The 26,723-nt window shown below is 39.7% G+C and carries 30 protein-coding genes; 26 read left to right on the forward strand and 4 right to left on the reverse strand.

Features of this window, described 5'->3' with window-relative positions; all coding sequences use genetic code 11:
* The 4 genes from EIH20_RS03820 (at nucleotide 1) to EIH20_RS03835 (ending at nucleotide 3,503) form a co-directional block, all read left to right on the forward strand.
* On the forward strand, nucleotides 1–855 hold the full coding sequence (locus EIH20_RS03820) for a patatin-like phospholipase family protein (protein WP_124058040.1): 855 nt from the start codon (nucleotides 1–3) through the stop codon (nucleotides 853–855).
* A 193-nt stretch (nucleotides 856–1,048) separates the two neighbouring features.
* On the forward strand, nucleotides 1,049–2,536 hold the full coding sequence (locus EIH20_RS03825; protein ID WP_124058041.1) for a YfcC family protein: 1,488 nt from the start codon (nucleotides 1,049–1,051) through the stop codon (nucleotides 2,534–2,536).
* A gap of 204 nt (nucleotides 2,537–2,740) precedes the next feature.
* The gene (locus EIH20_RS03830) at nucleotides 2,741–2,941 is read left to right on the forward strand and encodes a cold-shock protein (RefSeq protein WP_124058042.1); all 201 of its coding nucleotides are present in this window, start codon (nucleotides 2,741–2,743) and stop codon (nucleotides 2,939–2,941) included.
* A 73-nt stretch (nucleotides 2,942–3,014) separates the two neighbouring features.
* Nucleotides 3,015–3,503 (forward strand): hypothetical protein, encoded by a 489-nt coding sequence (locus EIH20_RS03835; RefSeq protein ID WP_124058043.1) that lies wholly within the window; start codon nucleotides 3,015–3,017, stop codon nucleotides 3,501–3,503.
* Nucleotides 3,504–3,541: 38 nt separating this feature from the next.
* On the opposite strand, the gene EIH20_RS03840 is transcribed toward EIH20_RS03835, so the two are convergent.
* Nucleotides 3,542–4,411 (reverse strand): YsnF/AvaK domain-containing protein, encoded by an 870-nt coding sequence (locus tag EIH20_RS03840; RefSeq protein ID WP_124058044.1) that lies wholly within the window; start codon nucleotides 4,409–4,411, stop codon nucleotides 3,542–3,544.
* A gap of 391 nt (nucleotides 4,412–4,802) precedes the next feature.
* On the opposite strand from EIH20_RS03840, the gene secG reads away from it, so the two are divergent.
* The 4 genes from secG to smpB all read left to right on the forward strand — a co-directional run bounded on the left by secG (nucleotide 4,803) and on the right by smpB (nucleotide 8,770).
* Complete coding sequence (gene secG / locus EIH20_RS03845) at nucleotides 4,803–5,039, forward strand: preprotein translocase subunit SecG (RefSeq protein WP_124058045.1); 237 nt, start codon at nucleotides 4,803–4,805, stop codon at nucleotides 5,037–5,039.
* A 120-nt stretch (nucleotides 5,040–5,159) separates the two neighbouring features.
* Nucleotides 5,160–5,909, forward strand: coding sequence for an alpha/beta hydrolase (locus EIH20_RS03850; protein WP_124058046.1), 750 nt, complete (start codon nucleotides 5,160–5,162; stop codon nucleotides 5,907–5,909).
* A 16-nt stretch (nucleotides 5,910–5,925) separates the two neighbouring features.
* Nucleotides 5,926–8,286, forward strand: coding sequence for a ribonuclease R (rnr, locus tag EIH20_RS03855; RefSeq protein ID WP_124058047.1), 2,361 nt, complete (start codon nucleotides 5,926–5,928; stop codon nucleotides 8,284–8,286).
* A gap of 28 nt (nucleotides 8,287–8,314) precedes the next feature.
* Nucleotides 8,315–8,770, forward strand: coding sequence for an SsrA-binding protein SmpB (smpB, locus tag EIH20_RS03860; protein ID WP_124058048.1), 456 nt, complete (start codon nucleotides 8,315–8,317; stop codon nucleotides 8,768–8,770).
* A 123-nt stretch (nucleotides 8,771–8,893) separates the two neighbouring features.
* On the opposite strand, the gene EIH20_RS03865 is transcribed toward smpB, so the two are convergent.
* From EIH20_RS03865 to EIH20_RS03875, 3 genes are all read right to left on the reverse strand, one after another.
* Nucleotides 8,894–9,601 (reverse strand): HAD family hydrolase, encoded by a 708-nt coding sequence (locus EIH20_RS03865; RefSeq protein ID WP_164470859.1) that lies wholly within the window; start codon nucleotides 9,599–9,601, stop codon nucleotides 8,894–8,896.
* Between the two features lie 211 nt (nucleotides 9,602–9,812).
* Nucleotides 9,813–11,549 (reverse strand): ribonuclease J1, encoded by a 1,737-nt coding sequence (gene rnjA / locus EIH20_RS03870; RefSeq protein ID WP_124058050.1) that lies wholly within the window; start codon nucleotides 11,547–11,549, stop codon nucleotides 9,813–9,815.
* A gap of 1 nt (nucleotide 11,550) precedes the next feature.
* Nucleotides 11,551–11,766: a DNA-directed RNA polymerase subunit epsilon gene (locus tag EIH20_RS03875; protein WP_124058051.1), complete on the reverse strand. Its 216-nt coding sequence runs from the start codon at nucleotides 11,764–11,766 to the stop codon at nucleotides 11,551–11,553.
* Between the two features lie 191 nt (nucleotides 11,767–11,957).
* Between EIH20_RS03875 and comGA the strand changes: the two genes are divergently transcribed.
* The 18 genes from comGA to hflX all read left to right on the forward strand — a co-directional run bounded on the left by comGA (nucleotide 11,958) and on the right by hflX (nucleotide 26,722).
* Nucleotides 11,958–12,992 carry a competence type IV pilus ATPase ComGA gene (comGA, locus tag EIH20_RS03880; protein ID WP_241152377.1) on the forward strand — a complete coding sequence of 345 codons (1,035 nt, stop codon included), beginning with the start codon at nucleotides 11,958–11,960 and terminating at the stop codon, nucleotides 12,990–12,992.
* The gene (gene comGB / locus EIH20_RS03885; protein ID WP_124058053.1) at nucleotides 12,958–14,031 is read left to right on the forward strand and encodes a competence type IV pilus assembly protein ComGB; all 1,074 of its coding nucleotides are present in this window, start codon (nucleotides 12,958–12,960) and stop codon (nucleotides 14,029–14,031) included. Before comGA ends, comGB begins: the two co-directional genes overlap by 35 nt.
* A gap of 12 nt (nucleotides 14,032–14,043) precedes the next feature.
* Complete coding sequence (comGC, locus tag EIH20_RS03890) at nucleotides 14,044–14,391, forward strand: competence type IV pilus major pilin ComGC (protein ID WP_241152378.1); 348 nt, start codon at nucleotides 14,044–14,046, stop codon at nucleotides 14,389–14,391.
* Nucleotide 14,392: 1 nt separating this feature from the next.
* On the forward strand, nucleotides 14,393–14,815 hold the full coding sequence (gene comGD, locus EIH20_RS03895) for a competence type IV pilus minor pilin ComGD (RefSeq protein WP_124058055.1): 423 nt from the start codon (nucleotides 14,393–14,395) through the stop codon (nucleotides 14,813–14,815).
* Nucleotides 14,802–15,140: a hypothetical protein gene (locus tag EIH20_RS03900; protein WP_164470860.1), complete on the forward strand. Its 339-nt coding sequence runs from the start codon at nucleotides 14,802–14,804 to the stop codon at nucleotides 15,138–15,140. The genes comGD and EIH20_RS03900 overlap by 14 nt, the downstream gene beginning before the upstream one ends.
* Nucleotides 15,125–15,592 (forward strand): competence type IV pilus minor pilin ComGF, encoded by a 468-nt coding sequence (locus tag EIH20_RS03905; protein ID WP_124058057.1) that lies wholly within the window; start codon nucleotides 15,125–15,127, stop codon nucleotides 15,590–15,592. The genes EIH20_RS03900 and EIH20_RS03905 overlap by 16 nt, the downstream gene beginning before the upstream one ends.
* Entirely contained in the window at nucleotides 15,573–16,313 is a 741-nt protein-coding gene (locus tag EIH20_RS03910) for a hypothetical protein (RefSeq protein WP_124058058.1), read from the forward strand. Before EIH20_RS03905 ends, EIH20_RS03910 begins: the two co-directional genes overlap by 20 nt.
* Before the next feature lie 74 nt (nucleotides 16,314–16,387).
* Nucleotides 16,388–17,452, forward strand: coding sequence for an aminopeptidase P family protein (locus EIH20_RS03915; RefSeq protein WP_124058059.1), 1,065 nt, complete (start codon nucleotides 16,388–16,390; stop codon nucleotides 17,450–17,452).
* 60 nt (nucleotides 17,453–17,512) lie between these two features.
* Entirely contained in the window at nucleotides 17,513–17,947 is a 435-nt protein-coding gene (locus tag EIH20_RS03920) for an Asp23/Gls24 family envelope stress response protein (protein WP_124058060.1), read from the forward strand.
* Complete coding sequence (nusB, locus tag EIH20_RS03925; protein ID WP_241152379.1) at nucleotides 17,940–18,386, forward strand: transcription antitermination factor NusB; 447 nt, start codon at nucleotides 17,940–17,942, stop codon at nucleotides 18,384–18,386. The genes EIH20_RS03920 and nusB overlap by 8 nt, the downstream gene beginning before the upstream one ends.
* A 153-nt stretch (nucleotides 18,387–18,539) precedes the next feature.
* Nucleotides 18,540–19,430, forward strand: a complete 891-nt coding sequence (locus EIH20_RS03930; protein ID WP_124058062.1) for a bifunctional 5,10-methylenetetrahydrofolate dehydrogenase/5,10-methenyltetrahydrofolate cyclohydrolase — start codon at nucleotides 18,540–18,542, stop codon at nucleotides 19,428–19,430.
* Nucleotides 19,427–20,800, forward strand: coding sequence for an exodeoxyribonuclease VII large subunit (gene xseA / locus EIH20_RS03935; RefSeq protein WP_124058063.1), 1,374 nt, complete (start codon nucleotides 19,427–19,429; stop codon nucleotides 20,798–20,800). The genes EIH20_RS03930 and xseA overlap by 4 nt, the downstream gene beginning before the upstream one ends.
* 24 nt (nucleotides 20,801–20,824) lie before the next feature.
* The gene (locus EIH20_RS03940) at nucleotides 20,825–21,061 is read left to right on the forward strand and encodes an exodeoxyribonuclease VII small subunit (RefSeq protein WP_124058064.1); all 237 of its coding nucleotides are present in this window, start codon (nucleotides 20,825–20,827) and stop codon (nucleotides 21,059–21,061) included.
* Complete coding sequence (locus EIH20_RS03945) at nucleotides 21,054–21,947, forward strand: polyprenyl synthetase family protein (RefSeq protein WP_124058123.1); 894 nt, start codon at nucleotides 21,054–21,056, stop codon at nucleotides 21,945–21,947. The genes EIH20_RS03940 and EIH20_RS03945 overlap by 8 nt, the downstream gene beginning before the upstream one ends.
* Nucleotide 21,948: 1 nt before the next feature.
* Nucleotides 21,949–22,764 (forward strand): TlyA family RNA methyltransferase, encoded by an 816-nt coding sequence (locus EIH20_RS03950; RefSeq protein ID WP_124058065.1) that lies wholly within the window; start codon nucleotides 21,949–21,951, stop codon nucleotides 22,762–22,764.
* 15 nt (nucleotides 22,765–22,779) lie between these two features.
* The gene (recN, locus tag EIH20_RS03955; RefSeq protein WP_124058066.1) at nucleotides 22,780–24,501 is read left to right on the forward strand and encodes a DNA repair protein RecN; all 1,722 of its coding nucleotides are present in this window, start codon (nucleotides 22,780–22,782) and stop codon (nucleotides 24,499–24,501) included.
* Between the two features lie 29 nt (nucleotides 24,502–24,530).
* Nucleotides 24,531–25,487: a tRNA (adenosine(37)-N6)-dimethylallyltransferase MiaA gene (miaA, locus tag EIH20_RS03960; protein ID WP_124058067.1), complete on the forward strand. Its 957-nt coding sequence runs from the start codon at nucleotides 24,531–24,533 to the stop codon at nucleotides 25,485–25,487.
* Nucleotides 25,488–25,489: 2 nt separating this feature from the next.
* Entirely contained in the window at nucleotides 25,490–26,722 is a 1,233-nt protein-coding gene (gene hflX / locus EIH20_RS03965) for a GTPase HflX (protein WP_124058068.1), read from the forward strand.
* The last annotated feature ends 1 nt before the right edge of the window (nucleotide 26,723 follow it).

Genomic DNA, 26,723 nt, shown 5'->3' on the forward strand with positions numbered 1-26,723 from the left:
ATGAAGACAGGATTAGTATTAGAAGGCGGCGGGATGCGAGGGCTTTATACGGCTGGTGTTCTGGATGCTTTGATGGAACAGGATATTCAAATTGATGGCGTCGTCAGTGTGTCGGCTGGGGCTTTGTTTGGGGTTAATCTTTTGTCCAAGCAGCCTGGAAGGGCTCTTCGCTATAATTTAAAATATATTGCCGATAAGCGCTATATGGGATTAGGACATCTTTTACGAACGGGAAATGTGATTAATCAGCAGTTTGCCTATTATGAGGTGCCTTTTAAGTTGGATGTTTTTGATCAGGGAACCTTTGCCAAGGCGAAGATTCCGTTTTACGTGGTAATTACCAATGTAGAGACTGGACAAGCTGAATATGTGAATATTGTTGATGTTTTTCAACAAATGGAAGTGCTTCGGGCGACATCATCCATGCCCCTAGTATCGCAAATGGTGGATTTGAATGGCGTAAAATATCTTGACGGTGGTATTGCTGATAGTATTCCAGTGGAATTTGCTCAGAGTTTAGGTTTTGACAAATTAATTGTGGTGTTAACGCGACCAAAAGCTTATCGTAAGAAACGGTCCAATATTCAACTCATTCGGAATGTTTATCGAGCCTATCCCAATTTAGTAACCAGTATTCAGAATCGCTACCGTGTTTATAATCAAACGTTAGATACGATAGAAGATTTAACTAAAAAAGGGCAAGTATATGTCATTCAACCAAGTCGGACCATCAAGGTTAAACGGATTGAGAAGAATCCAAAGCGCCTTGAAGCGATTCACCAACTCGGCTATCAGGATTTTCAAAGTCAAGCTTCATCCTTAATGAAGTATTTAAACAAGCTTAGCGAAAGCTAAGCTTATTTTATTGCTGGTTCGATTAGAATATAATGAATAATAGATTATTATTATGAGAAAAACTTAACTGAAAGCGCATTCTAAATCGGATATAATAATTTTGTAACTTGAAGTGTGTAAGAAACGAAAGTGGGAGGCTAGCTATTTAGCATAAATCAACTTGTGAAAATATATACAAAAAGGAGAAGTAAAAATGGAAAAGAAAAAACGTCGTTTTAAAATGCCTACGTCTTATACGGTCTTATTTATTTTAATTATTTTTCTAGCAATTTTAACTTGGATTATTCCAGCTGGTGATTATGATGTGAATGAAGCAGGTCAATATGTAGCGGGAACATATCATCAAGTGAAAGCTAACCAACAAAGTCTTTATGATGTGTTAATGGCTCCCGTTATTGGGATGGTTGGTAATGAAAAGACCTCTCAAGCAATCGATGTTGCCTTGTTTATTTTAGTTATTGGTGGCTTTTTGGGTGTTGTAAACAAAACAGGAGCCCTTGATGCAGGAATCGCCAATGTTATCAAAAAATATGAAGGTCGGGAAAAATTATTAATTCCTATTTTGATGGTTCTCTTTGCTTTAGGTGGTTCATCTTATGGGATGGCAGAAGAAACCATGGCATTCTATCCTTTGTTAATTCCAGTCATGATTGGTTGCGGTTTTGACTCTTTGACGGCAATAGGGGTTATCCTAATCGGTTCGAATGCGGGATGTTTAGCTTCAACAGTAAATCCATTTGCAACCGGGATTGCTTCTGATATTGCCGGTATTAGTTTAGGGGAAGGCTTTATCTGGCGGGCGATTATGTTTGTCTTAATTACGGGTGTGTCTATTATTGCTGTTTATTCGTATGCAAGTAAAATTCAAAAAGATCCTACAAAATCATTGGTTTATCATAACCGAGAATTTGATGAAGCCAACTTCAAAGTTAAACCGCAAATTGAAGAGATGTCATCGAAACAAAAAGTGGTCGTTTGGATCTTTATGTTGACGTTCGTCATCATGATTCTAGGCTTAATTCCTTGGCCAGAATTTGGTATTACGATTTTTGATAAATTAAATGAATTCTTGGTGGGTCTTCCATTCTTAGGCTTTATCTTTAAACATACAGCTGCTTTAGGAACTTGGTACTTCTCTGAAATCACTATGCTTTTCTTCGCGGTATCTATCCTAATTTGCATTGTGTATGGTTTATCCGAAGAAGATTACATTTCAGCCTTTATGGCAGGTGCATGTGACATGATCGGCGTTGCGCTTATCTGTGGTATCTCTCGTGGTATCCAAGTCGTTATGAATGAAGGTATGATTACAGCTACTGTTCTTCACTGGGGTGAACAAGGCTTAGCGGGCTTATCTGAACAAGTCTTTATTATCTTAACGTATTTATTCTACCTACCTATGTCATTCCTCATCTCAGGTTCATCAAGTTTAGCTGGGGCAACCATGCCATTATTAGCTCCATTAGGTGAATTTGTCGGGGTTGGTGCTCACTTAGTTATTACCGCTTATCAATCAGCTTTAGGGGTGGTAGGGCTAATTACACCAACCAATGGTATCATGATGGGTGCATTAGCTTTAGCCAATATCGACTTAGGAATTTGGTACAAATATGTGGCAAAATTAGTTGTAGTGACCATTATTATTTCAATGGCTATCTTAGTCGTAGCAACTTTCTTCTAAAACGCAAAACTTTCTTAAAAAATTTTTCGATATATTGTTGTATTAATTTGACATAGTCGAAAGAATGTAGTATTATCATTTTTGTAGTAACAAGTTATAAAATTTCTAGGCTTTACCGCTTTTTCAAGTGATGTATTCCCCTAAAATTTTCAACATGGTATTGCAACAATAATTCGTGCGAATCGCACACAGGAGGAAACATTTATGAATAACGGTACAGTTAAATGGTTTAACGCAGACAAAGGTTTTGGCTTTATCACTGGTGAAGATGGAAATGACGTATTTGCACATTTCTCAGCTATCCAAGGTGAAGGCTTCAAAACTTTAGAGGAAGGCCAACAAGTAACCTACGATATCGAAGAAGGTCAACGTGGTCCTCAAGCAGTTAACATCGTTAAAGCTTAATCATAAATATTGAAAGGACAGGGTTTTCGAACCTTGTCCTCTTTTTTTATTTTCAGCAAAGGGAGATACAATAATGAGTAAGCATATATTGGCCAGAAAGTGTGTACTTGTAGCTTTGGCATTTGGTTTCATAGACGATTACTATCAAAGTGGGTTAGTCAGTCTTCATTTGAGTGGCCTTCTTTATTATTTTCTAGCCTGGGGGCCTTGGCTAATTCCGCTATTTTTAATAGTAGTTTGGCAGACTAATGCAGGAGCTAGACCTCTAAAATGTATGATTTGGGGTATATTGACTTGGCTCTTAGCTATTTTGTCGTATTATTTTTCTATTTTTTTGCGTATCTTGGTTTGGCCAAGTTCAGGTCAAGCGAATCTTCATCTTAGTCATTGGCAAGATAAGAATTATCTGAGACATCTTGGCGAATATCTTTATATTTTGTTTATTACAGACGGAGTAGAGTGGTATCGACTAGCAATATTAGGTGGCGGAATTCTAAGCCTTTGTTTAAGTCTATTCATTTCTTGGTTAAACCAGAGTAGAAACCCAAAAAACCTCTGCTAGTTTTCTAGCAGAGGCCTGAGAGAGGGCATTTATTTGGCTTATAAACGATCGTCTTCAATACGATCAACAATATCTTCGTGTTCAGAATGTAATGGATGTTTTTCTTGATCACGAGCAATAATGGTTTCATCTTTATCGATATCTAAAACTTCTTTACGGGTTTCTTCATTAAATACTCGGTTAGATCGTTCAACTGATTTGTCGATATCCACTTCTTCTGTAACTAAGGTTTCACGATCGATTTTTACTTTGTCTTCGCGTAATGGGATCGAAATGGTTTCATTTTCTAAACCATCAAAAGCGTGATCATCTGCTTTTTGATGAACGTCGCGACGTGTTACATTAAGAACTTCTTTTTCTACTGGAACTTCGATTGTTTTAGTTTCAGTAACGACTTCTTTTGAAATCTCTACGTCCCCAACAACTTCAGATTCTGTACGGGCATTGACTTGTTCTTCATGTAATTGAATTGTTTGGTGGTCATCAGTTAAGTCATGATTGTATTGATCGCCATGAACGAAGTTTTCGTCAGCATAACGATTTGTTTCTTGATATTGATTAGTATGTAAACCTAAAGTTTGAGCTTCAAAATCACGATCTACTGCGACTAATACTTTACCTTCTTGGACATCACGTTCATAGGCTGCAAAGTCAATTTCTTGTTGTTGATATTCAGGATCAGCCGGTGAGAATAAACCTAAGAAACTATCCCACCAATCATGATTATTGTGGTGAGTGATTTCATCTAATGTTAAGGCTTCTGCACGACTATTAATACCGTCGAGAATGCCAGGAGATGCGACCAATGAAATATTTTGTTCGGGAATACCATTTTTCACTAATACATCGACAGCTTCTTGGGCGCTCTGTACGTTAGGATATGTTCCATAGACAAATTTTTTACTCATTTTGCTTCACTCCTTGGTTATATTTTGTTTTAACAACAGTTCTTGTTGTTGCCTAAAATATATAATGATTTTGATTCAATTTCAAATGATACGATTCTGAATAAGTGGTTTTAATTGCACGTTTTATCTGAAATATTTTGTCAAATATTTTGACTGATTTTGTCTTTTTTTAACGATTATTCGTTAAAATATAATCGGAATAAGCTTTCTTAAAACGGTGGTTTTTTAAGAAAATATTAAAATAAAGAGAAGGAAAACTTGCTTCGTTGCTGAAATTGTAGGAAACTTTTTGATATTATCGATGAAAAATTATTTCTTGATTAGCGTGTAGCTAATGGAAGTATTCTGTGGTATGATGTTTCATAGAGATTTTAAAGAGGGAGGTCTACCCATGTATAGTGCTTTATTGACGGCCTTAATTGTCGTATCAATTCTTATGATTATTCTAGTTGTTATGCAACCTTCTAAGAGCAATGCCGCAAGTTCTTTAACTGGAGCGTCTGGTGAGAATCCTTTAGTCAAACAAAAAGCGCGTGGTTTTGAAGCGTTTTTAATAAGAGCAACGGTTGTTTTAGGCGTTATTTTCTTCGCTTTAGCAATTGCGTTAGCGATGTTCTCAGCTAAATAAAGAAGTTAAGGAAGTCTCTGATGAAAGTCGGAGCTTTTTTTATTTATTAGGGCTAGTCTATCGGTTTAATTAAAGGCAAAGATTAGGTACAATAGTTTCAGTGGGTGAGGAGGTAACAGTATGAATCAAAATTTGCTTCAAGGTGCCCTATATTTACCTGGGCAAAGGCAGCACGTAGGAATTATTCTCTTTCACGCGTATACAGGGTCTCCCTATGATGTGAATTTGTTAGCTCGATGCTTAAATAAAGCAGGCTATTCTGTTTTGTGTCCTCTATTCAGTGGACATGCGACTGGAGATTATTGGGACCTATTAGTGCAGACGCCCGAGCAATGGTGGCAAGATGCTCAAGCTGCTTATAATTGGCTAAAGGCTCAACATGAGCAAATAATGGTTTTTGGACTTTCATTAGGTGGGATTTATGCGGCTCGCTTGTTAAGCCAAACTCGATTGGCTATTCAAGCAGGGGGATCTTTTAATTCACCGGTTTGTCCTGGCCCGCTTGATTTAAGTCAAGCCTTCATGCTCTACTGTCGTCAGTTAGCGATTAAAACAAACCGTTTAGCTTCCTTTGAGCAAGATTATGACCGTATTTTGGCGGCTCATCTTGGGCAAATGGCTCAATTGCAGGCGTTTGTTCAATCTTTTCAGGCGGATTTGCCAGAAATTGTCCAACCCTATTTTATCGCTCAGTCTGGCCAAGATGAACTCGTCAGACCAACGGTTGGACCTGATTTAAAGATGGCCTTAGTGAATGCCCAAGTGTCTTATCATGACTATCCAGACAATTCGCATGTCATCACGGTCAATCGTCAACGCCAGGACTTTGAGAGTGATATGTTAGCTTTTATTAGCCAAAACGAAAAATAGAAATGAGGGAAATCAAATGACCCTAACTAAACATGAAAAAGCCATCTTGGATGTATTAGCTCAAGAACCCAAACGGAGCTTTGCGGTTGAAGATATGGCTCATCGCCTAAATATAAGTGGCTCTCGCAATTATAAACAGTTGATTAAAGCGGTTGCTTTTTTAGAGCGTGTTGGTGAAATCAAAGTGGATAAGCAAGGGAGATTCAGTCTCAAACAATTGACTAGCACCGTGACGGGTGTTTACCGAGCAAATAATAAGGGCTTTGGCTTTATTGACCTGGGTCCGGAACAAGCAGATCTTTTTGTTCCGCGGGGTCAAGCGGGAAATGCTATGCAAGGCGATCGAGTTGAAGCTAAGATTATTCGTGAGGTTAATCCCATTACTGGTAAAGGATCTGAGGCTCGTATTGAGCGCGTGTTAGAGCGTAGTGTGGCTCAAATGGTAGGAGAGTTTTTTGCCCATAATCAAGAGGAACGTCAAGCTACGGGCTATATTGGTTATGTTAAGCCACAGGGGGATTATTCGGATGCAGTGACCATTTGGATTAATGAATCAGGCCTTTTCCCTGCTAACCATACTATTTGTGTGGTTACGATTTCAGCCTATCCAACCTTATCCAAGCCTAATGAATTAGAAGGCTTAGTGACCAAAGAAGTGGGCTATAAAGATGCTCCGGGTGTCGATATTTTGGCGATTCTTTATGAGAAGGGAATTCCTCATGAGTTTCCTGAAGATGTACTTGCTGAAGCAGCGGCTGTTCCGCAAGTCATTCCTGCTCAAGATTTGACAGGAAGACGGGATTTACGAGATACCTTAGTTATTACCATTGACGGAGCCGATGCGAAGGATTTAGACGATGCGATTTCCTTACAACAATTAGACAATGGGGATTTTGAACTGGGTGTTAACATTGCTGACGTGTCGCATTATGTGACGCAAAATAGTGCTTTAGACCGCGAAGCCTTTGAACGTGGGACTTCAGTTTATTTAACTGATCGGGTGGTCCCTATGTTACCTCAGCGTTTATCGAATGGTATTTGTTCTTTAAATCCTCATGAAGACCGATTAACGTTGACCTGTCAAATGATCATTAACATGAAGGGACAGGTGGTGAAACATGCCATTTTCCCAAGTGTGATTCATTCTAGTTATCGGATGACTTACACCGAGGTCAATGAAATGATCCATGGAAATGAAGAAACTCGCGTTAAATATCCAGATTTATTAACGATGGTTGATCAAATGGTTAAACTACATGAGATCTTAGCGCAGAAACGGCATCAACGGGGAGCTTTAGATTTCGATGCTCCCGAAGCGAAGATTGAGGTGGATCCAGAAGGACATCCGCTCGCCATTCATTTGCGTGAACGGGATGTAGCTGAACGTCTCATTGAATCCTTTATGTTGATTGCCAATGAAACGGTGGCTAAACATTATACTCTCAAGGAACTACCGTTTATTTATCGGATCCATGAACAGCCCGATGTCGACCGTATGAATCGGTTTGCTGAATTCTTATCGACTTTTGGTGTGATTCTATATGGTGATACGGAATCTATCGAGCCGAAGAAACTTCAAGAAGCTTTAGCTAAAGTCAAAGGGAGTCCTTATGAACAAGTCGTTTCGACTATGATGCTTCGATCAATGAAGCAAGCCAAATATAGTGAAAATCCGGAGGGGCACTATGGCTTAGCTGCTCAAGACTATACTCATTTCACTTCACCTATTCGACGTTATCCGGATTTGATCGTTCATCGTTTGATCCATTTATACTTTAATCAAGCTTTAAGCAAGAAGACTTTTGAAGAATTAGAAGTTAAAATTCCCGAAATAGCGGTTCATTCATCTAAGATGGAACGCCGAGCAGTTGACGCTGAACGTGAAACGGATGCCTTGAAGAAGACGGAATTTATGGCTGACAAGATTGGTCAGCGTTTTACCGGCCTTATTTCTTCGGTGACTTCTTTCGGTATCTTTGTTGAATTGCCGAATACTGTTGAAGGATTAGTTTCTTTACAGACCTTGAAAGATGATTATTATCAATTTAACCAACAACATATGTTATTGGTAGGGGAACGGACAGGAAATATTTACCGAATTGGCCAAGAGGTCGAAATTGAAGTCGTGGCAGTCAATATCGCTGAACGAGAAATTGATTTTGCTTTGGTTTCAGCTGTTGCTATCGATGAAGAAGAGAAAGCCCGACTTCAAGCGAGTTTGCGGTTAAATACCAACCGAAAAAAAGTTGATCGAAAACAAAAACGGGGCAAAGAAGCAGCGAAAGGTAAGTCGACGCGCTATGCAAGCAAGCCAACTGGACATGCTAGTCAAAAAGGGCGACGAAAATCCACTAGTCGTAAAAAACGAAAACGTTAATTAGAACAGAGAAGGTAGAGGTTTTGTGATGAAAGTTAATGACAAACCTTTAGCTAGTAATCGTAAAGCGAGTCATGATTATGAGATAATCGATACTATCGAAACAGGCCTAGTCTTAACTGGGACGGAGATCAAGTCCATCCGCCGTGGCAAAATTAACTTAAAAGATGGTTTTGTTTCTATCCGCCAAGGCCAGGCTTGGTTGAAAAATGTCCATGTCAGTCCCTATGAACAAGGAAATATCTTTAATCATGATCCTTTACGTGACCGCAAACTCTTGTTACATAAACAAGAGATCAATAAATTAGCTCAAGAAGTTAAATTAAATTCAATGACCTTAGTCCCATTAAAAGTCTATCTAGTTAGAGGACGAGCTAAATTATTAATTGGTCTAGCCAAAGGGAAAAATAAGTATGATAAACGACATGCGTTAAAGGAAAAACAAATTAAGCGAGAAGTATCGCGATCTTTAAAAGTACGATAATAAATTAAAAGAAGCAACTAACATACAGAGGGGTTAGTTGCTTCTTTTTATGGCTTAGAGTATCGAATTATTTAATGGACACCTCAGTTTGCAGAAAAATAAGGGGCTATCCCTTCAACATACTTAAGGTTTGAAAAGTTTCAATTGATCGTGGGTAAAAAGTTGAGCCACACTTTCTATAATAAGGTCAGCTTCAGCTAAATCCTCATGATTACCAGATCCTGACAAAACACCAATAGTGTAGGCTAAGCCAGCGTTTTGGCCAAGTATAATATCCGGTTGAGTGTCACCGACCATTATAGCTTGATTAGCCGGTAAATCAAGTTGATTTAAGACATAATTGATTAAAGCGGGATCCGGTTTTTGTTGGGGGAGGAGGTCACTCGTCACGACGACATCAAATAAACTTTCTATGTGATATTTTTCGAGAAAAGCATGAGTGGCCAATAAATCATCGGCAGAAATAATCGCTAATTGATAACCTAAATGTTTGAGGGCCAATAAGACATTTTCCACTCCGTCAATCATTTGGCTGGAACTTTGGTGACTTTTTAGGACTAATTGCCCGATTTTCTGGTGTAGTCGATTAGCTAATGAAGCGCCGCCAGGTAATCGGCGTAAGTGTTCAATTCCGTGACTAACTTGTGGTTGAGTGAGCCCTTTAAGGCCAAAGAAGCGGAGGCGTTGAAAAAGGTGTTTAATGGAAGCCTTAGAAATCGGCCGATTAATTCGAATAGAAACTTCATTGATAATATCATCGGCTTCTTGAGTCAACCGATTAGGAAAGTGGATTAAGGTTCCATCTTTATCGAAAATAATTAATTTGATCAAGGGCATTCCTCCTGGCAGATAAGTAAGTGATTGTAAGAAAGTAAATGCGCCAATAAAGTATGACTAGTAAAAAATAAAGACCGAATAATAAGCAAGAAGGGCACATAGAGTGCTTGCTAGCCAATTAGACAAATAGTTAGCTAGAGGTTTTTTCTTGAGTTATTATTAGGTCTTTTTGAAGTAAAAAGAATCGAGGCTCTTTAATGCTTGATTAAGCTTTTGTTTCCTCAGTCTCTGCCACGCGAACTTTACGTTTGCGGACGCCTTTGTTGACATCGAGAAGGACTGGGAGAATCATTGGGCTTCGTTCTGTTTTTTCAAATAATAAGGGTTGAATCGTTTCGAAGATGGTTTCACGAATCATCCGTTCAGTAACGGTAGCGCCACTTTCGTTCAAGCGACGATTAATGGCTGATTTAAGGCTTGCTTGAATATCGTTAATCAAGTCACCCGATTCGCGCATGTAAATGAAGCCGCGAGACATGATATCAGGACCACTCACTAGCGAACGATTTGCATAATCTAGAGTTGCTGTTACGATAACTAACCCATCTTCTGATAGGGATTTACGGTCACGAAGAACGATATTACCGATGTCACCCACACCAGATCCGTCGACGTAGACATCCTGAGCGGTAAAGTGACCTGCGACCCGAGCGCTTTCATTAGTCACAGCTAACATATCACCGTTGGCTAAGATAAAACAGTTTTCCTTAGGTATTCCTGTTTGCGTCGCTAAATCAGCTTGAATACTTTGCATGCGAAATTCACCGTGAACGGGCATGAAATATTTAGGTTTCATCAAGCGTAGCATAAGCAGCTGTTCTTGTTGGCCACCGTGTCCAGAGGTATGGATATTATTGATTTTACCGTGGACGACATTAGCGCCAGCTTCACTCAGTTGGTTAATCACTCGATTAACACTAATGGTATTACCTGGAATCGGTGAGCTCGAGAAGATGACTGTATCATTGGGTTGAATAGCAATTTGGCGGTGGGTACCATTGGCGATGCGACTTAAAGCAGCCATGGGTTCTCCTTGAGAACCAGTACAAAGAATGATCATTTTTTCGGCTGGATATTGGTTGATATCGCGAGCATCAATGATTAAATCGTTATTGTCGTCTTTGATATAACCTAATTCTTTTCCTGTCTTAATAGCCGCTTCCATGCTTCGACCAAAGACGGCGATTTTGCGGCCGGTTTCTTTAGCTGTTTCGACAACTTGCTCTAGACGGGAAACATTGGAGGCGAAGGTGGCGAAAATAACTCGGCCTTCTACACGTTGAATAATATTTTTGATGGCCTTGCCTACAACTTTTTCTGACTTGGTAAAGGTCGGAATTTCGGCATTGGTTGAATCGCCTAACATGACCAAGACACCCTCTTCACCAATACGAGCCATACGATGGAGATCAGCTGGCTTACCGACTGGGGTAAAGTCAAACTTGTAGTCCCCAGTAAAGACAATATTACCTGGAGGAGTTTTGACAACTACACCATAAGCTTCAGGAATACTGTGAGTCGTGAGATAGAAACTTACACTGGTTTTGCGAAAACGAATAACAGTATCTTCATCAATTTCTGTTATCGAAGCATCACGCATGAGACCGCGTTCAGTCAATTTGTTACGAATTAATGAACTAGCTAGTTTACCAGCATAAATTGGTACGTTGATCTGTTGAAGAAGGAAAGGAATTCCACCGATATGGTCTTCGTGTCCGTGACTGATAATCAAGGCTTTAACCTTGTGTTTGTTTTGAATAATATATTGAAAATCGGGAATCACATAATCAATACCGAGTAAGTCGTCTTCGGGGAACATAATCCCACAGTCTAAAAGAATAATCTCATCTTGAAATTGGACACCATACATATTTTTCCCAATTTCACCGAGACCACCTAAGGCAAAGACTCCCGTTTCATTATTTTTAATTGTAACTGGCATATTAGAATTCCATCACTTTGAAATCAGCATTATGCTCGCGTTCATACTGAAGGTGAGCTCCTGAGATTTCTTGAATAAATTCAATATTGTATGGTGTATTTGCTGAAAATTTCGCCCGTGCTTCAACTTTGTCAGTTGCTTCTAAGAACATAGACTTAGTGTTTTCTCTCAAAGGGACTTGGGCTAAACTTTCTTGGTAAGTGATTTTAAATATCATAAAAAATTCTCCTTTATATTCACAATAACAGCGCTATTTGTGCGCATTTGTCCTCATACATTCTAACATAATCCCGAATTCAAGTACACAAACATGAAATTAAAAGCAAAAAAACATGCAAATGGAATAGACCTGTTATTACCTAATTATAGATTGAGGTAAGAAAGGAGGGCATTATGATGGAGGCGGAGGTGAATAAACTGATCACATTGGGTTTGCAAAAAGGTGTTTCAGACATTCACTTCATTCCTGGTCAGCAAGTTTATCGAATCTATTTTCGAATAAATGGTCAATTGGAACTCCATCAATCGATAGAAGTATCTGCAGCCCAACAAGTGATTAATTATTTGAAATTTAAAGCTGATATGGATGTGGGGGAGAAACGTAAACCTCAGTCCGGTGTTTGTCATTTAAGTTTACCGCAGGGGATGATTGAATTGCGCTTATCCACGATTTGTTCATTTAAGTTATTGGAATCGTTAGTCATTCGCTTGATTGCTCAAGTAGAAAAAGACTTAGGCCAGTTACACGCCATGTTTCCCAGGGATGTGGAGGCGTTAAATCAATTAATTAGGCGTAAAAGCGGCTTGTTGATTTTCTCTGGACCAGTCGGGTCAGGTAAGACAACCTCTATCTATCAATTGTTGCGCCAACGCATTCAAGAAGGACCCTTGCAAGTGATAACGATGGAAGATCCCGTTGAGATTGTCGAATCCAACTTTCTGCAAACACAAATAAATGAACAGTCAGGAATTTGTTATGATTTATTGATTAAATCGGCTCTTAGGCATCATCCCGATGTCATGGTTATTGGCGAAATTCGAGATGAAGAATCGGCTCGTATGACCATTCGTGCTGCTTTAACAGGCCATTTAATGGTTGCCACCATTCATGCTAAAGACGCATTTGGGGTTTTGGCTCGACTCGAAGAACTTAGAGTCACGAGGGAGCAGATGAAGCAAACCTTAATCGGCATTGTGTCACAACGATTAGTTCCGTATTTTTGTCCTTTTTGCCAAGGCCCATGTTTGAGTCGATGTCATTGGCTCCCCATCAGCCACAAACGCGCTGCTATTTGGGAATTATTAGAAGGTGAAAACTTAAAAAAAGCCATGGCTAATCAGCCAATCAGCCACCAGTTTCATTCTTTAAATCATAAATTATTGAAAGCTTGGGTAGAGGGGTATATTGATGATAAAACCTATTACCATTTTGAAGTGGTTTAAGGGTCAAGGGAAAAGATCTAAGTTGTCATTAAACGATCAAATTCAATTTTTAAAAGCCTTAACCGAGTTATTAAATGGCGGTTTTTCACTTAGTCAATCCTTGACCTTTTTGCCTATCTTGTTGCCAAACTTGCAAAATCATTTGACAACCATGGAAGAACAACTCAATCAAGGTCAAGAGATAGAAGAGGTCCTTCAGACGATTGGTTTTGGCGATCAGCTTGTGAGTCAAGTCTATTTTGCCCGTCAACAGGGACGTTTGCTAGAAGGGTTGAGGCAAATGACTCAACAATTGTTAGCCAAACAGGTATTTGTAAAGAAATTAAGTAAAACTTTATTTTACCCTATTTGCCTGTTGATTTTTTTGCTAGGGCTATTAGTCGCAATGCGCCAATTCATTCTGCCAAATTTATTGACGTTTATTAGTCCACAAACCTATCAAAAAGAACCCCTTTTGCGTTTTTTAATTCAATTTTTTTCTTATTTACCACAAATTGGTTTAGCTATCTTAAGTCTAATTATTGTTTCAGCTGCAGGATTAGATGCTTACTTAAGGAAACGAACGTCCTTACAGCGATGGCAATTTTGGACCCAGTTTTGGCCGACCCGTAAATGGGCTAGATTATTTTTAACTCAGAAAGTGGCCCGAGATTTTGGCCAATTTCTTCAAGCTGGTTTTTCGCTTCAACAAATTGTGAGTATCGTCCAAGCTAACCCAACTGATCGATTACAACGTCAATTATTTGATTTAATTGGCAACCAGTTAATGAAGGGGATCGACTTCCCAGTTATCATACATCAAACTCAGCTGTTTACTGACGTCTTTCCTTTGGTTATTTATCATGGACAGTTAACCAGTCAAACTGGCTTTAAATGTTGTCTTTATGCTGATAAATTGTGGGATGATTCACTGGAAGAATTTGAGCGCAAACTAAACTTATTGCAACCGATTCTCTTTGCTCTGATTGCTGTCTTTATTTTAGCCCTGTATCTCATGCTTATGTTGCCAATGCTCACAATGGATAATTTTAACATATAAGGAGGGAACATGATGTCAGTCTTGCGTGATTTCTTGCGTCAGCGTTCTAAGCAGTTGAAAGGTTTTACTTTAATCGAATTATTAGTGGTATTACTGATTATTTCAATATTAATGGCCATTATCATACCCAATATCGCGGGCCAAAAGAATAAAATAGAAACTCAGTCGAAGGTCAATATTGCTGAAATTATTGAAACTCAAGTTCATACTTATCAACTCGTTGAAAATGATAATCAAGTTAGTTTGAGTGAACTGGCTGATCAAGGCTATATTACTAACAAACAAGTTGAAGAAGCAGGCCGCTTGTTAAAATTAAATCCGGATACGACGATTACTTTACCGATTAGTATTCCTAATTAAGATGAAATTAAAAGCCTATACCTTAATCGAAATGTTAATCGTCTTTAGTTTGTTAGCTATGTTTCTTGTTTGTTTACAAATCAAGATAAACCCCAAAATAGCCATGGAAATGGAAGGTCAACGCCTATTTCGCCAATTAAGTGATCAAATAAATTGGGGCCAAGATCAAGCCATCTTGCATCGGGCTCAATTAACCATTAATTTCTCGAGTGAAAATCAATCCATGACTATGGTACAAAACCGCCAATTGATTAGTAAGGTTGAAATGGTAGGTGATTGGCAGCTGCAGACTAACTATCAGTTTTATTATTTACCAAACGGACGAATTTCCCAATTCAAAACGATCCGTTTTTATAATCCTTCGTTGAAACAATCTCGACAACTCGTATTTCAATTAGGAAGTGGTAAATTTGTTATCAAATAAGGCGGGATTTATTCTTGCAGAAGCTCTGATAGGTTTATGTCTATTTTCCCTTATGCTAGGTTTATATTTACCAACCATGTATCAAAGTTTAGCCAAGGTACGCCAAGCAAAGCAGATGGAGGAAGCTTGGTATGCCTTAGATCAATTATGCCAAATAGCGATTGATCAAGATGTGAGTGATCAGAAAGATTCATTCATAAACGCCATTATTGTTCAGTTTGAGCAAGATACACAGTTAGCTATTACGGATGTTTCACTAACGGAAAAAGGTTGTGAGATCGATCTTAGCGATGGAAGGAAGTTGGCAATATGGCAAATCCAATAAAGACGAAATCGTTTGCAGGCTTTACGTTATTAGAAATGATTTTTTCCTTATTTGTCATGGCCTTGATTATCGAATTGATGACCTTAAGTATGCAAACCTATCGAGGAATGCAAACTCAAGTCGTTGAGGATCGCTATCACGACTGGCAACAATTTCTCTTAGTATTAAACCAAGAGTTAGCTCATTATCAGGTAGAGAACGTTGATTCAACAGGAATTCATCTATCTCAAAGGCGAGGACGGTATATACGGCGTTTTTCTATAAAGCTAGAGGACCATAAAATTTATAAACGCCCCGGTTTTCAGCCTTATTTATATGGGGTTAATAAATGGTGGCTTGTCTTGGACCAAGAACTCCTGTGGATTGGGCTTGAGTTTGACAATGGACAAGAATTTTTGGGAAGCCTATCAGTTCAAAGCAAAGGGGACATTGATGAAACCAATGAAAGTTAGAGGCATCGTCTTGCCTATAATCTTAGTCTTTATGGTGTTTTCACATCTACTGATTCAGGCTTTTCTCCTGTCAGCTCAAATTCAATTAGTTAGAGCTAGAAATTATCAAGCCTACTACGCAGCCCATATTCAAGCAACTTTGGCGCGTCACCGTTACCAAAGCGAACTGATTCAAAATTTAGACCAAGATCGACAATATATCCAGCACCAAATGGAAGCTTTAATTCATTCCAATTTGGCAACAGAAGAAAATGTGGCTGATGGGTCTCAACAAAATGGCATCATTTACAATAAACAAGGACGAGCATGTGGTCTTTATTGGATTGATGTCTACTTGGGTCCTCAGTGGGACTCGCTAGCTGAACCGGCTTGGCCGAAGGAACAAGTAATGGGAGAATTCGTACCGAATTTGGGCCCACAGCTTTTACCCAACAATGCTTGGTCACAAACAATTATGAAATGGTTGGCAGAACAAGAGATAAACAGTGAAACTGAAGTTAGTTTTGGTCGAATGTTTCAATTCAGTAAAGTAATGCATCAGCAGACCTATCTCTATAATCAAGGAGAGGTTTCGGTTCAACCTCAGGGGATTCAGTGGCAATTAAGTTCAAAATGGAATGATTATGAGTGGCACGAAAGTCACGATTTGCCCCCTTTGACCATTGACCTTGAATGGCATCGTCTATCTTTCGATATTTCAGAAGCGGAAGCTTCTAACTAAATACCATGAAGCAATTTAATTAGACAGCTAATTTTGCTATAATGTTTTAGATGAAATAAGAAAGAGGGATGCTCATGTCACGATTAGAACAAGTACGTGCTCGATTAGTGGAAGAACATATCGAGGCACTTTTGGTAACCGATTTATTAAATCTACGGTATTTAGCAAATTTTACCGGAACAACTGGGGTGGCTGTTATTACGCAAACAGAGGCCTATTTCATTACTGATTTTCGCTATATGCAACAAGCTAGCCATCAAGCTGTAGGCTATACGATCAGAGAAAATAAACAGCCTATTTTTGCTGAGGTAGCTGATTTAATTAGCGAGCTAGACTTAAAAACAATTGCGATTGAAGCTGATCACATGACGGTTTCTACTTATCTAGCGATAAAAGAATTGTTCAAAGCAAAGATTATTGAAACCCGTGGCCTCGTGGAAAATATTCGTCAAGTTAAAGAAGATAGTGAAATTGAAATCATTAAAGAAGCTTGTGAAATTACTGATCAATCATTTGACCATATTTTGAAGTACATTAAAGTGGGTATGACAGAAATTCAAGTCGCTAACGAATTAGAGCGTTTCCTTAAAGATAAAGGGGCAAGTGGTATGTCCTTTGATACGATTGTGGCTTCTGGCTATCGTTCAGCAATGCCGCATGGCCGTGCGAGTGAAAAAATAATTGAAGAGGGTGATATCATCACTCTTGATTATGGCTGTTATTATAAAGGTTATGCCTCAGATATGACTCGGACTATAGCGATTGGTTCAATCGATCCAAAATTAGAAGAAATCTATCATATTGTTCTTGAAGCCCATGAAGAAGTGAACCGTCATACTAAAGCTGGCATGACTGGGAAAGAAATCGACGCTTTGGCTCGAGATTATATTGAATCTAAAGGCTACGGCCAGTATTTTGGTCATTCAACTGGGCACGGTTTAGGCTTAAACGTACATGAATTACCAGCGGTATCTTTCAAAAATCCAGACGGCGTCGTCAAAGAAAACATGGTGATTACGAATGAACCTGGTATTTATATTGAAGGTCTAGGCGGCGTACGTATTGAGAACGACTTAGTGGTCACCACTGATGGGGTTATTGAACTGAATAAAAGTCCAAAGAATCTGATTATTATCTAGTCAAAGCGTAGATTCTCCGGTAAAATGGAACAGTGAAAATAATATGAAGGAGGATGCGCAATGGCAAATCCAATTGACTCAGCCCAAGAAATCCAAACAAGTCAAGCCTTTTTAGGTGAGATAAATATTACTACTCAAGTACTTGAAACAATTGCAGCAAAAGCAGCAACAGAAGTTGAAGGTGTCAACAAACTACATGTAAGTTTCCAAAAAGAAGTGAGCGAGTTGTTAGGTCGCGAATCTTCTCGATCAGGGGCTAAAGTTCGTCGCCTCGGTGACGATTTGATCGTTGATGTAGTGGTTCATATCGCATATGGCTATTCAGTTCCTCAAGTAGCACAGAATATTCAAAATCGAGTGAAAGAGCAAGTTTTGTTCATGACTGATATTACCGTTGCACAGGTTAATGTACATGTGATTGCGATTGATAATGATCCGAACAAAACACAAACAATGTTGCATTTAGAGGATGAAGATGGTGAGTGGAGTGAATAATAAATTAAGTCGGCGGCAAGTACGTGAAAAAGCTGTCCAAACCTTATTCCAATTAGTGAATCCACTAGCAGAAACAGATCCTCAAACGGCCTTAGAATTTGCTATGATGGCAGGAAATGATCCTGAGGCTGGCTTCGATCCTGAAATTAAGGATACCTATTTAAATCAACTAGTGACGGGCGTCAGTGAACACCAAGAAAAACTTGATCATGAAATTGCACGCTATTTAACGAATGAGTGGACCTTAGATCGTATTGCTAAAATCGATTTGACCATTTTACGAGTGGCTTTCTATGAAGTGTTGATGGTCTCCGAAGAACAAGTTCCAGCTAAAGTTGCTGTTAATGAGGCCATTGAACTCAGCAAATTGTTTAGTGATGAGAAGTCGCGTCAATTCGTCAGTGGAGTTCTAGCGCAATTATTAAAAGCCCAAGCTTAAGTTATGAGAAATTTTGACAACAAATGTAGTCTGTTCCGTAAGTAACAAGGAGGAATAGGCTCATTTGTTGTTTTTCTTTTATCCATATGACCGGATAGTTATGTTAGCAATAATGTGATAAAATATAACGGAATGTGAGTAAGGAGGTTGGCAATGAGTTATCAAATCTTAGATGGGAAACATATCTCCCAAAATTTATTCGATCGGTATCAAAAATTGATGGAATATTTAAAAACCAACCATCAAATCGTCCCTAAGTTGGTGGTAGTGAAAGTGGGAGATAACCCGGCTGGGGAAGTCTATGTAAGACAAAAAGAAAAAAAGGCTCATACCATCGGCATGGGATTTGATTTAATTCGTTTACCTGAAGATGTTAGTCAAAAAGAACTACTTGAACAAATTCATCGATTAAATCAAGATACGCAAGTTCACGGAATAATCATCCAAGCTCCATTACCTGATCATTTAGATCCTGCAACCGTTGAGAATCACTTAAATTATCAAAAAGATGCGGAAGGCGTTCATCCATTTAATTTAGGTAAGGTAGCAGAAGGATCAGAATTAATCGTTCCATGTACGCCCAAAGGCATTGTTGCCCTTTTAGATGCCTATCAAGTTCCTACTCATGGACGCCATGTATGTATTATTGGCAACAGTACCGTGGTCGGGTTACCTTTAGCTTTAATGATGATGAACCGCGATGCTACGGTTACTTCTTGCAACAAAGCAACAGGTGATCTAGTACCGTATACCAAGGATGCTGACATTGTGGTTGTGGCTGCAGGTGTGATTGACCTGATTGGACCCGATCATATTAAACCGGGTGCCGTTGTCGTTGACGTAGGCATTAATATCAATGAACAGGGTAAAATAGTCGGAGATGTGTCTTTCGATTTAGTCAAAGAAAAAACTAGTTATATTAGTACAGTACCTGGTGGAATAGGGCCTATGACCGTGGCTATGTCGATTGAACAAACAATACGGTGTGCCTGTAGCCAAAATAAACTTAATTTTGAACAGTTAATTAAGGAAGTGACCGGATGATCACGCAAACAAACATAGAACAGGCTCAACCAAATTATTTAAGTATTAAAGCCTTAACTCAATACCTAAAACGTAAATTCGATGTCGATCCCTATTTGCGTCAAGTATGGGTAATTGGTGAAATTTCAAATTTTCGCTTGCGTCCCAATAGTCATCAATATTTTAGCTTGAAGGACGATGCAGCAAGAATTAGTGCCGTCATGTATCGCCATCAATTTAATAAATTAGCCTTTAAACCGGAAGAAGGGATGAAGGTAGTGGCCATGGGCCGAATTAGTTTGTATGAGCCCACTGGGACTTATCAGCTGACGATTGAGTCATTACAACCAGATGGAGTAGGCGCACTTTATCAGGCACTAGAACAATTAAAAGCCAAGTTAGCGCAAGAAGGCTTATTCAATCAACCTAAACAGGCACTTGTTAAATTTCCACGCAAAATTGCTGTCATTACCAGTCCAAGCGGGGCCGTTATTCGCGATATTTTGACTACCATTAAAAGGCGTTATCCGATCGTAGGAGTAACGGTTTTCCCAACCAAAGTTCAAGGTAGCGAAGCGGCGGCTGAAATTGTGGCGGCATTTCGTCAAGTTGAAGCTATGGCTGATGAATTTGATACGATTATTTTAGCCCGGGGCGGAGGCTCGATTGAAGACCTCTGGCCTTTTAATGAAGAAGCCGTCGCGCGTGCTATTGCGGCATCAAGTTTGCCAGTTATTTCTTCGGTGGGGCACGAGACAGATACAACCATTGCAGATTTGGTGGCCGATTTGCGGGCGCCAACACCTACAGCAGCGGCAGAACTAGCTGTGCCGGTCTTAGCGGAAGTCTTGCGTAGCCTTAATCAATTTCAAAATCGCTTGTTGGTTGCCCTGCAAGGACAACTGCGTGTTCACCGTCGTCGGTTAGAACGGGTCAATCAGTCCTATGTTTTAGAGCAGCCTCAACGTGTATATCAACCTTACTTACAAGAATTGGATAAAATACAGCAGCGATTAATGCAGGCTCAGCATCAGTACTTAGTTAAAAAAGTCCAATCTCACGCGCTACTCAATAGTCAGTTATTTGCCCAACAACCGACAAAGCAGATTCAAGAAGCTAAACAAGCGCTTATCCAAATAGATTATCGATTAAAAAATCGTTTTCCAAGTCAATTAGAAGCAAATCAAAAATATGTTGATAAGTTAATTTCGTTATTGGATGCATACAGTCCTTTGAAGATTATGCAAAGAGGGTATGCGATTGTCAGTCAAGATAAGCGTGTCGTTCTATCAGCAAAAGAAGTAGAGATTGGGCAAACGTTATCAATCCAATTTCATGATGGTCAAACGCAAGCACAAGTGACAGCCGTTCGAATGAATAAAACAAGCTAGAGGAATGAAAGGAAGAAGACAAATATGGTAACTAAGAAGACAACGGAACCAACCTTTGAAGTGGCTCTTGCGGAACTTGAAGCGATTGTCCAACAATTGGAAAAAGGAGAATTACCCTTGGAAAAAGCCCTAACAGCTTTTCAAAAAGGGATTTCTTTGAGCCGCTACTGTCAAGATAGTTTAGAGAAAGCCGAACAAACGGTGGCTAAAATGATGACCCAACAGGGTGAGATTGAGTTAGATGGTGAAACAAATGAGTAAGCAGAATTTAAACGCATTGCGAGAAGTTTTTGAACATGCTTTAGATCAACAATTACGGTACGTTATGACACCGATTGAGATGTTAAAGCCGATGATTTATTCCTTAAAGAATGGTGGCAAACGCTTGCGTCCGGTTCTCTTATTAACCATGTTAAGTGCCCAGTCTTCAGACCAAATTAAAAAAGGTCTCAAAACGGCTATGGCATTGGAATACATTCATACTTACTCGCTGATTCATGATGATTTACCAGCGATGGATAATGATGATTTGCGGCGGGGACAACCAACCAACCATAAACAATTTGATGAAGCGACAGCTATTTTGGCTGGCGATGCATTATTGACGGATGCCTTTGGTTTGATTGCTCAAGATGAATTGTTGACAAGCGATCAACGTATTCAACTTGTGATAGCCCTCAGCCAATCAGCGGGTTCTTTAGGGATGGTTGCAGGTCAATTAGATGATATGAAAGCCCAAGCCAATCAGATGACCTTAGACAAACTTCAAGCCATTCATTCGCTGAAGACGGGAGAACTTTTTGTCTTTGCTGCACGTGCTGCGGCTATTATTGGTGAGCTAGATGCTCATGCCAGTCAACATTTAGTAACTTTTGCTCAACATTTTGGCAAGGCTTATCAGATTCACAATGACCTTTTAGATGTGATTGGAAGTCAAAGTCAAACTGGTAAACGCACGCATGCGGATGAGAAATTAGATAAAGTTACTTATCCATCTTTTATAGGTTTAAGTCAGACGCAAGTAGCTTTACAAGACGAAATTGAAGCTGCACGAGCAACAATTGAGCTTTTGAGTCAAGTAACGGGCCGAAATTATCAAGCTTTGGCTGGGTTCCTTGACTACTTAGCCCTTGATATTGAGGAATAGTATGAAGAAAGAACGTGTGGACAAATTAGTTGTGCAATTAGGCCTGACGGAATCACGAGAACAAGCTCGGCGCTTAGTGATGGCAGGTCAAGTGTATGATGAGAACAATCAGCGCTATGATAAACCAGGGGAAAAAATAGATGCCTCAAAAGAGCTTCACATTAAAGGGAAGAAATTAGCTTATGTTAGCCGGGGCGGACTTAAGCTTGAAAAGGCCATTAAGACATTTGATATCGATATGACCGATCAGATTCTCTTAGATATTGGAGCTTCAACCGGAGGCTTCACCGATGCGGCCTTGCAGTTTGGCGCCCAAAAATCCTACGCTTTAGATGTAGGCTACAATCAGTTAGCTTATTCGCTACGGCAAGATCCAAGAGTCGTGGTGATGGAACGGCAAAATTTCCGTTATGCTCAACCTGATGACTTTAAAGAGGGACAACCAACAATTGCCAGTATTGATGTGTCCTTCATCTCTTTATCGTTAATCCTACCGCCTTTGAAAGACATTCTGATCAAGGATGGCAGTGTGTTGGCCTTGATTAAACCTCAGTTTGAAGCAGGTAAAGAACGAGTTGGCAAGAACGGCATTATTCGTCAGGCTGCTATTCATGAAGAAGTATTAACTGAAGTTTTACAATTTATCTGTCGAATTGGCTTCGGTATTCAAGAAGTAACCTTTTCACCTATCACAGGTGGGGAAGGGAATATTGAGTTTTTAGCCCATCTAGTTAACTGCCAAGAAGAGAATAATATGACCTGGCAGCAGGTTAATGTGCCGGCAATAGTGGCGGCTGCCCATGAATCGTTTGAGTAGAGAAAGGGGAAAACAATGTTAGTCAGTTTGAGAATTGAAAATTTTGCTATTATTGAACAACTTAGCATTGATTTTTCAAAAGGAATGACTGTTCTTTCGGGGGAAACCGGGGCAGGTAAATCAATTATTATTGATGCATTGAGTATTCTATGTGGTGGACGCGGATCAAGTGACTATATTCGAACAGGCGAGGATAAGCTGGTCATCGAAGGTCAGTTTGCTATTTCGTCTCAAGCAAGCGACTTGTTGAAACAACTTCAAGATTTTGGTTTAGATTTTGATCCTGATCAAGAAGATCTCATAATCAAACGAGAAATCAACCAGCAAGGGAAAAATATTATCCGCGTCAATGGACAACTTGCTAATGTGACTTTGCTGAAAGAAATTGGGACTTTTCTTGTGGATATTCATGGACAAAATGAACATCAGTCCCTTTTGAATTGTGATCAGCACATCAGTCTTCTCGATCAATTTGCTGATCAAACACTGACTGACTTGAAAGCCCACTATCACAAGGCTTTTCAAACTTATCAGGCTAGTCGACGAGCTTGGCGTCAAGCCCAAACGAAAGAAGACAATCAGGCTCAACGATTGGCTTTCTTAAATTTTCAAATACAAGAAATTGAGGCAGCCCATTTACAAAGCGGTGAAGCGGAAGAACTTGAAGCTTTAAGCCAAAAATTGCAACACGGACAGAAAATCAATCAAAATTTGCAGGCCATTAATCAATTGTTTAGCGAGGATGACCAAGCGGTGCTGACTCGGTTAGCGGTTATTAGTGATTTGTTAGAGGAAATTGCCCCTTATCATGAGGACTACCCAGTCATCGGCCAAGAAATCCAGCGTCATTACTATGAATTGCAGGAATTAGCACACCGCTTAGCTCAAAGCAATGGAGATTTAGATCTTGATAGCCAGACCATTGACGAAGTGGAAGGCAGACTGGCAGAGATTGGAACATTGAAGCGAAAGTACCAAATGTCAGTGGATGAACTCTTAAGCTACTACCAAACTATTTCTGAGGAAGTCTATCAAATCAATCATCGCGAGCAATATATGGAACAATTATCGGTCCAAGTTCAGCAAGATTATCGGACAGCTTATGAGTGGGCAAAGAAAATTCATCAGCAACGAATTCAATTGGCAAACGAACTTGAAACAGCCATAAAAGCTGAATTTGATCAACTTTATATGACGCATGCCCAATTTAAGGTTCAATTTTCAATAGTCGGGGTTGACTCTAGCATGGGTGAGGACTTCCTTGCTTTGACTGAGCAAGGCCTAGATCAAATCGAGTTTTATGTGGCGACTAACCTAGGTGATTCACTCAAGCCATTAATAAAGGTGGCAAGTGGCGGGGAATTATCTCGATTTATGTTAGCTTTAAAAACGGTCTTTAGTCGACGCATTCCAGCTCAAGTGATGGTCTTCGATGAGATCGATACCGGTGTTTCTGGGCGGGTTGCTCAAGCCATTGCTGAGAAAATTTCCTCGATCGGCCAAAACCATCAAGTTTTATGCATTACCCATTTGGCTCAGGTAGCCGCTGTTGCCGACCAACAGGTCTATATTCGTAAAATTGTTCAAGATCAACGAACCAAGACCGAATTAATGAGTTTGGATGAAGATCAACGAATCGAAGTCATTGCTCAGATGATGTCAGGTAAAGATATTACGCCGGCTTCGCTAAAATTAGCTCAGGAATTGCGTCATTCTTATCAAGATAATACTAAATAATCAGTGAATAAATCAGGAAGGAGGCTGTCATGCATAACTATAAGCATATCCCTTTGATCGTCATTGCAGGGCCAACTGCAGTGGGAAAGACAGATCTTAGTATCCAATTAGCTCAGGCCTTTAATGGACAGGTTATTAATGGAGACAGTCTTCAAGTTTATAAAGGTTTGGATATTGGTACGGGTAAGATTCGTGAGGATGAGAAACAAGGTGTTCCTCATCATTTACTTGATATATGTGATCCCCAGGACCAATTTGATGCGAGTCGCTTCAAAGAATTAGCGACCGAACGAATTGTGAGTATCTTTCAAGAGGGTAGTCTCCCTTTCTTGGTGGGAGGAACAGGTTTATATCTGGAGGGCTTACTTTATGACCTTGAGTTTGGGGGACAAGCCAGCCAAAATTCCACCTGGCGTGATTATTATCAAGAGTATGGCCAGCGATTGGGTGCAAAAGCCTTGTGGCAACTATTAGCTGAACAAGATCCGCGAGCAGCCAGTCAAATTCCTTATCAAAATCAACGGCGGGTGATACGAGCCTTAGAAGTCATGCAAGAAACAGGAAAACTTTTTTCTCAGCAAACGAGTCACCAAAATCAGCTATCGGTATTTGATGAATGCTTAATTGTCCTAAACCGAGATCGAGAAGCACTCTACCAACGAATTAATCAACGGGTTGAGTTAATGGTGGAAGCGGGTCTAGAAGAAGAGGCGCGAGCCCTATACCAAATAGCCCCGGATCAGTCCTTAACCTCTGTTAAAGGAATTGGATATAAGGAATGGTGGCCCTATTTTGAAGGGACTAGTGACCATCAAAGCACTGTCGAGTTAATTCAACAAAATTCACGTCGCTATGCTAAACGTCAATTGACTTGGTTTAGAAATCGGATGAAGGACGTCCATTGGATTGATACCACTCATCCTGCTGAAGCCTTTCAAGAAGCTCATGATTTGATTAGTCAGCATCTGTCAAAAGAAAGGGTGTAAGTATGATTGAAGTAGAAAGTGGACCTGAAAAAGTCCTTTTGGTCGGTGTTCAGACCGAAGACTATTCAGATGATAAGTTTCAAATATTGATGACCGAATTAATTTCATTGACCCAGACAGCCGGGGGTCAAGTTCAGGCTAGTTTAACGCAAAAATTATCCCGACTGGATGCCAAATCAGCAATCGGATCGGGTAAGCTGCTTGAACTAGAAGCCTTAGTGAATCGCTATGATGCTGACTTAATTATTTTCTTGAATAAATTGAGTCCCAGTGTTAACCGTTATTTGGAAACCAGTACGAAGGTACGCGTAATCGATCGAGTACAGCTCATTCTCGATATTTTTGCCTTACGGGCCAAGTCTCATGAAGGTAAACTTCAAGTTGAACTGGCCCAATATGAGTATTTATTGCCGCGTATCCATGGACAAGGTAAATCTCTATCACGTCTAGGAGCTGGAATTGGGACACGAGGACCAGGGGAAACCAAATTGGAAAGTGATCGGCGTCATATCCGGCATATTATGTCCACAATTAAACACGAACTTAAAGAGTTAGCGGATCATCGAGAACGGACCCGAGTTCGTCGACAAAGTGGTAAAGAATTTAATGTCGGTTTAGTGGGTTATACCAATGCAGGCAAATCAACCTTGTTAACAAAATTGACCCTCAGTGACACCTATGTAAAGGATCAATTATTTGCAACCTTGGACCCGCTGACTCGCCAAATGACTATTGACGGACACCAGGCTTTTACTGTTACCGATACGGTCGGCTTTATTGAAGATTTACCAACGGAGCTGATCCATGCTTTCCGGTCTACTTTAGAAGAAATGCGCTATGTAGATCTTATTCTTCATGTTGTCGATGCATCAGCATCAGCGCGTTTGATGTATGAACAGACGGTCATTCAGTTAATCAGCGAGTTAAAATTGGATCATTTGCCGGTCTTAACGGTGTATAATAAAGTAGATCAAGTGGAAGGCTCTTTTGAACCGACCTTATTTCCCAATATTGTGATATCAGCGTATCAAGCAGAGGATATTGAACGGTTAAAAGCAAAAATTTGGGCAACTATTATCGATCAGTTAGAAGCATTTAGTCTGGAAATCCCAGCTCATGAGGCTAATCAAATCGCTGTATATCGCAATCAAACATTAGTTGAATCGTTGACCTATGATGAAGAAAAACAAGTCTATCGGTTAGCCGGCTATCGCCGAAAAAATTTAGATGAATAAG

It is taken from the genome of Vaginisenegalia massiliensis (assembly GCF_900604935.1).
GTDB lineage: Bacteria > Bacillota > Bacilli > Lactobacillales > Aerococcaceae > Vaginisenegalia > Vaginisenegalia massiliensis.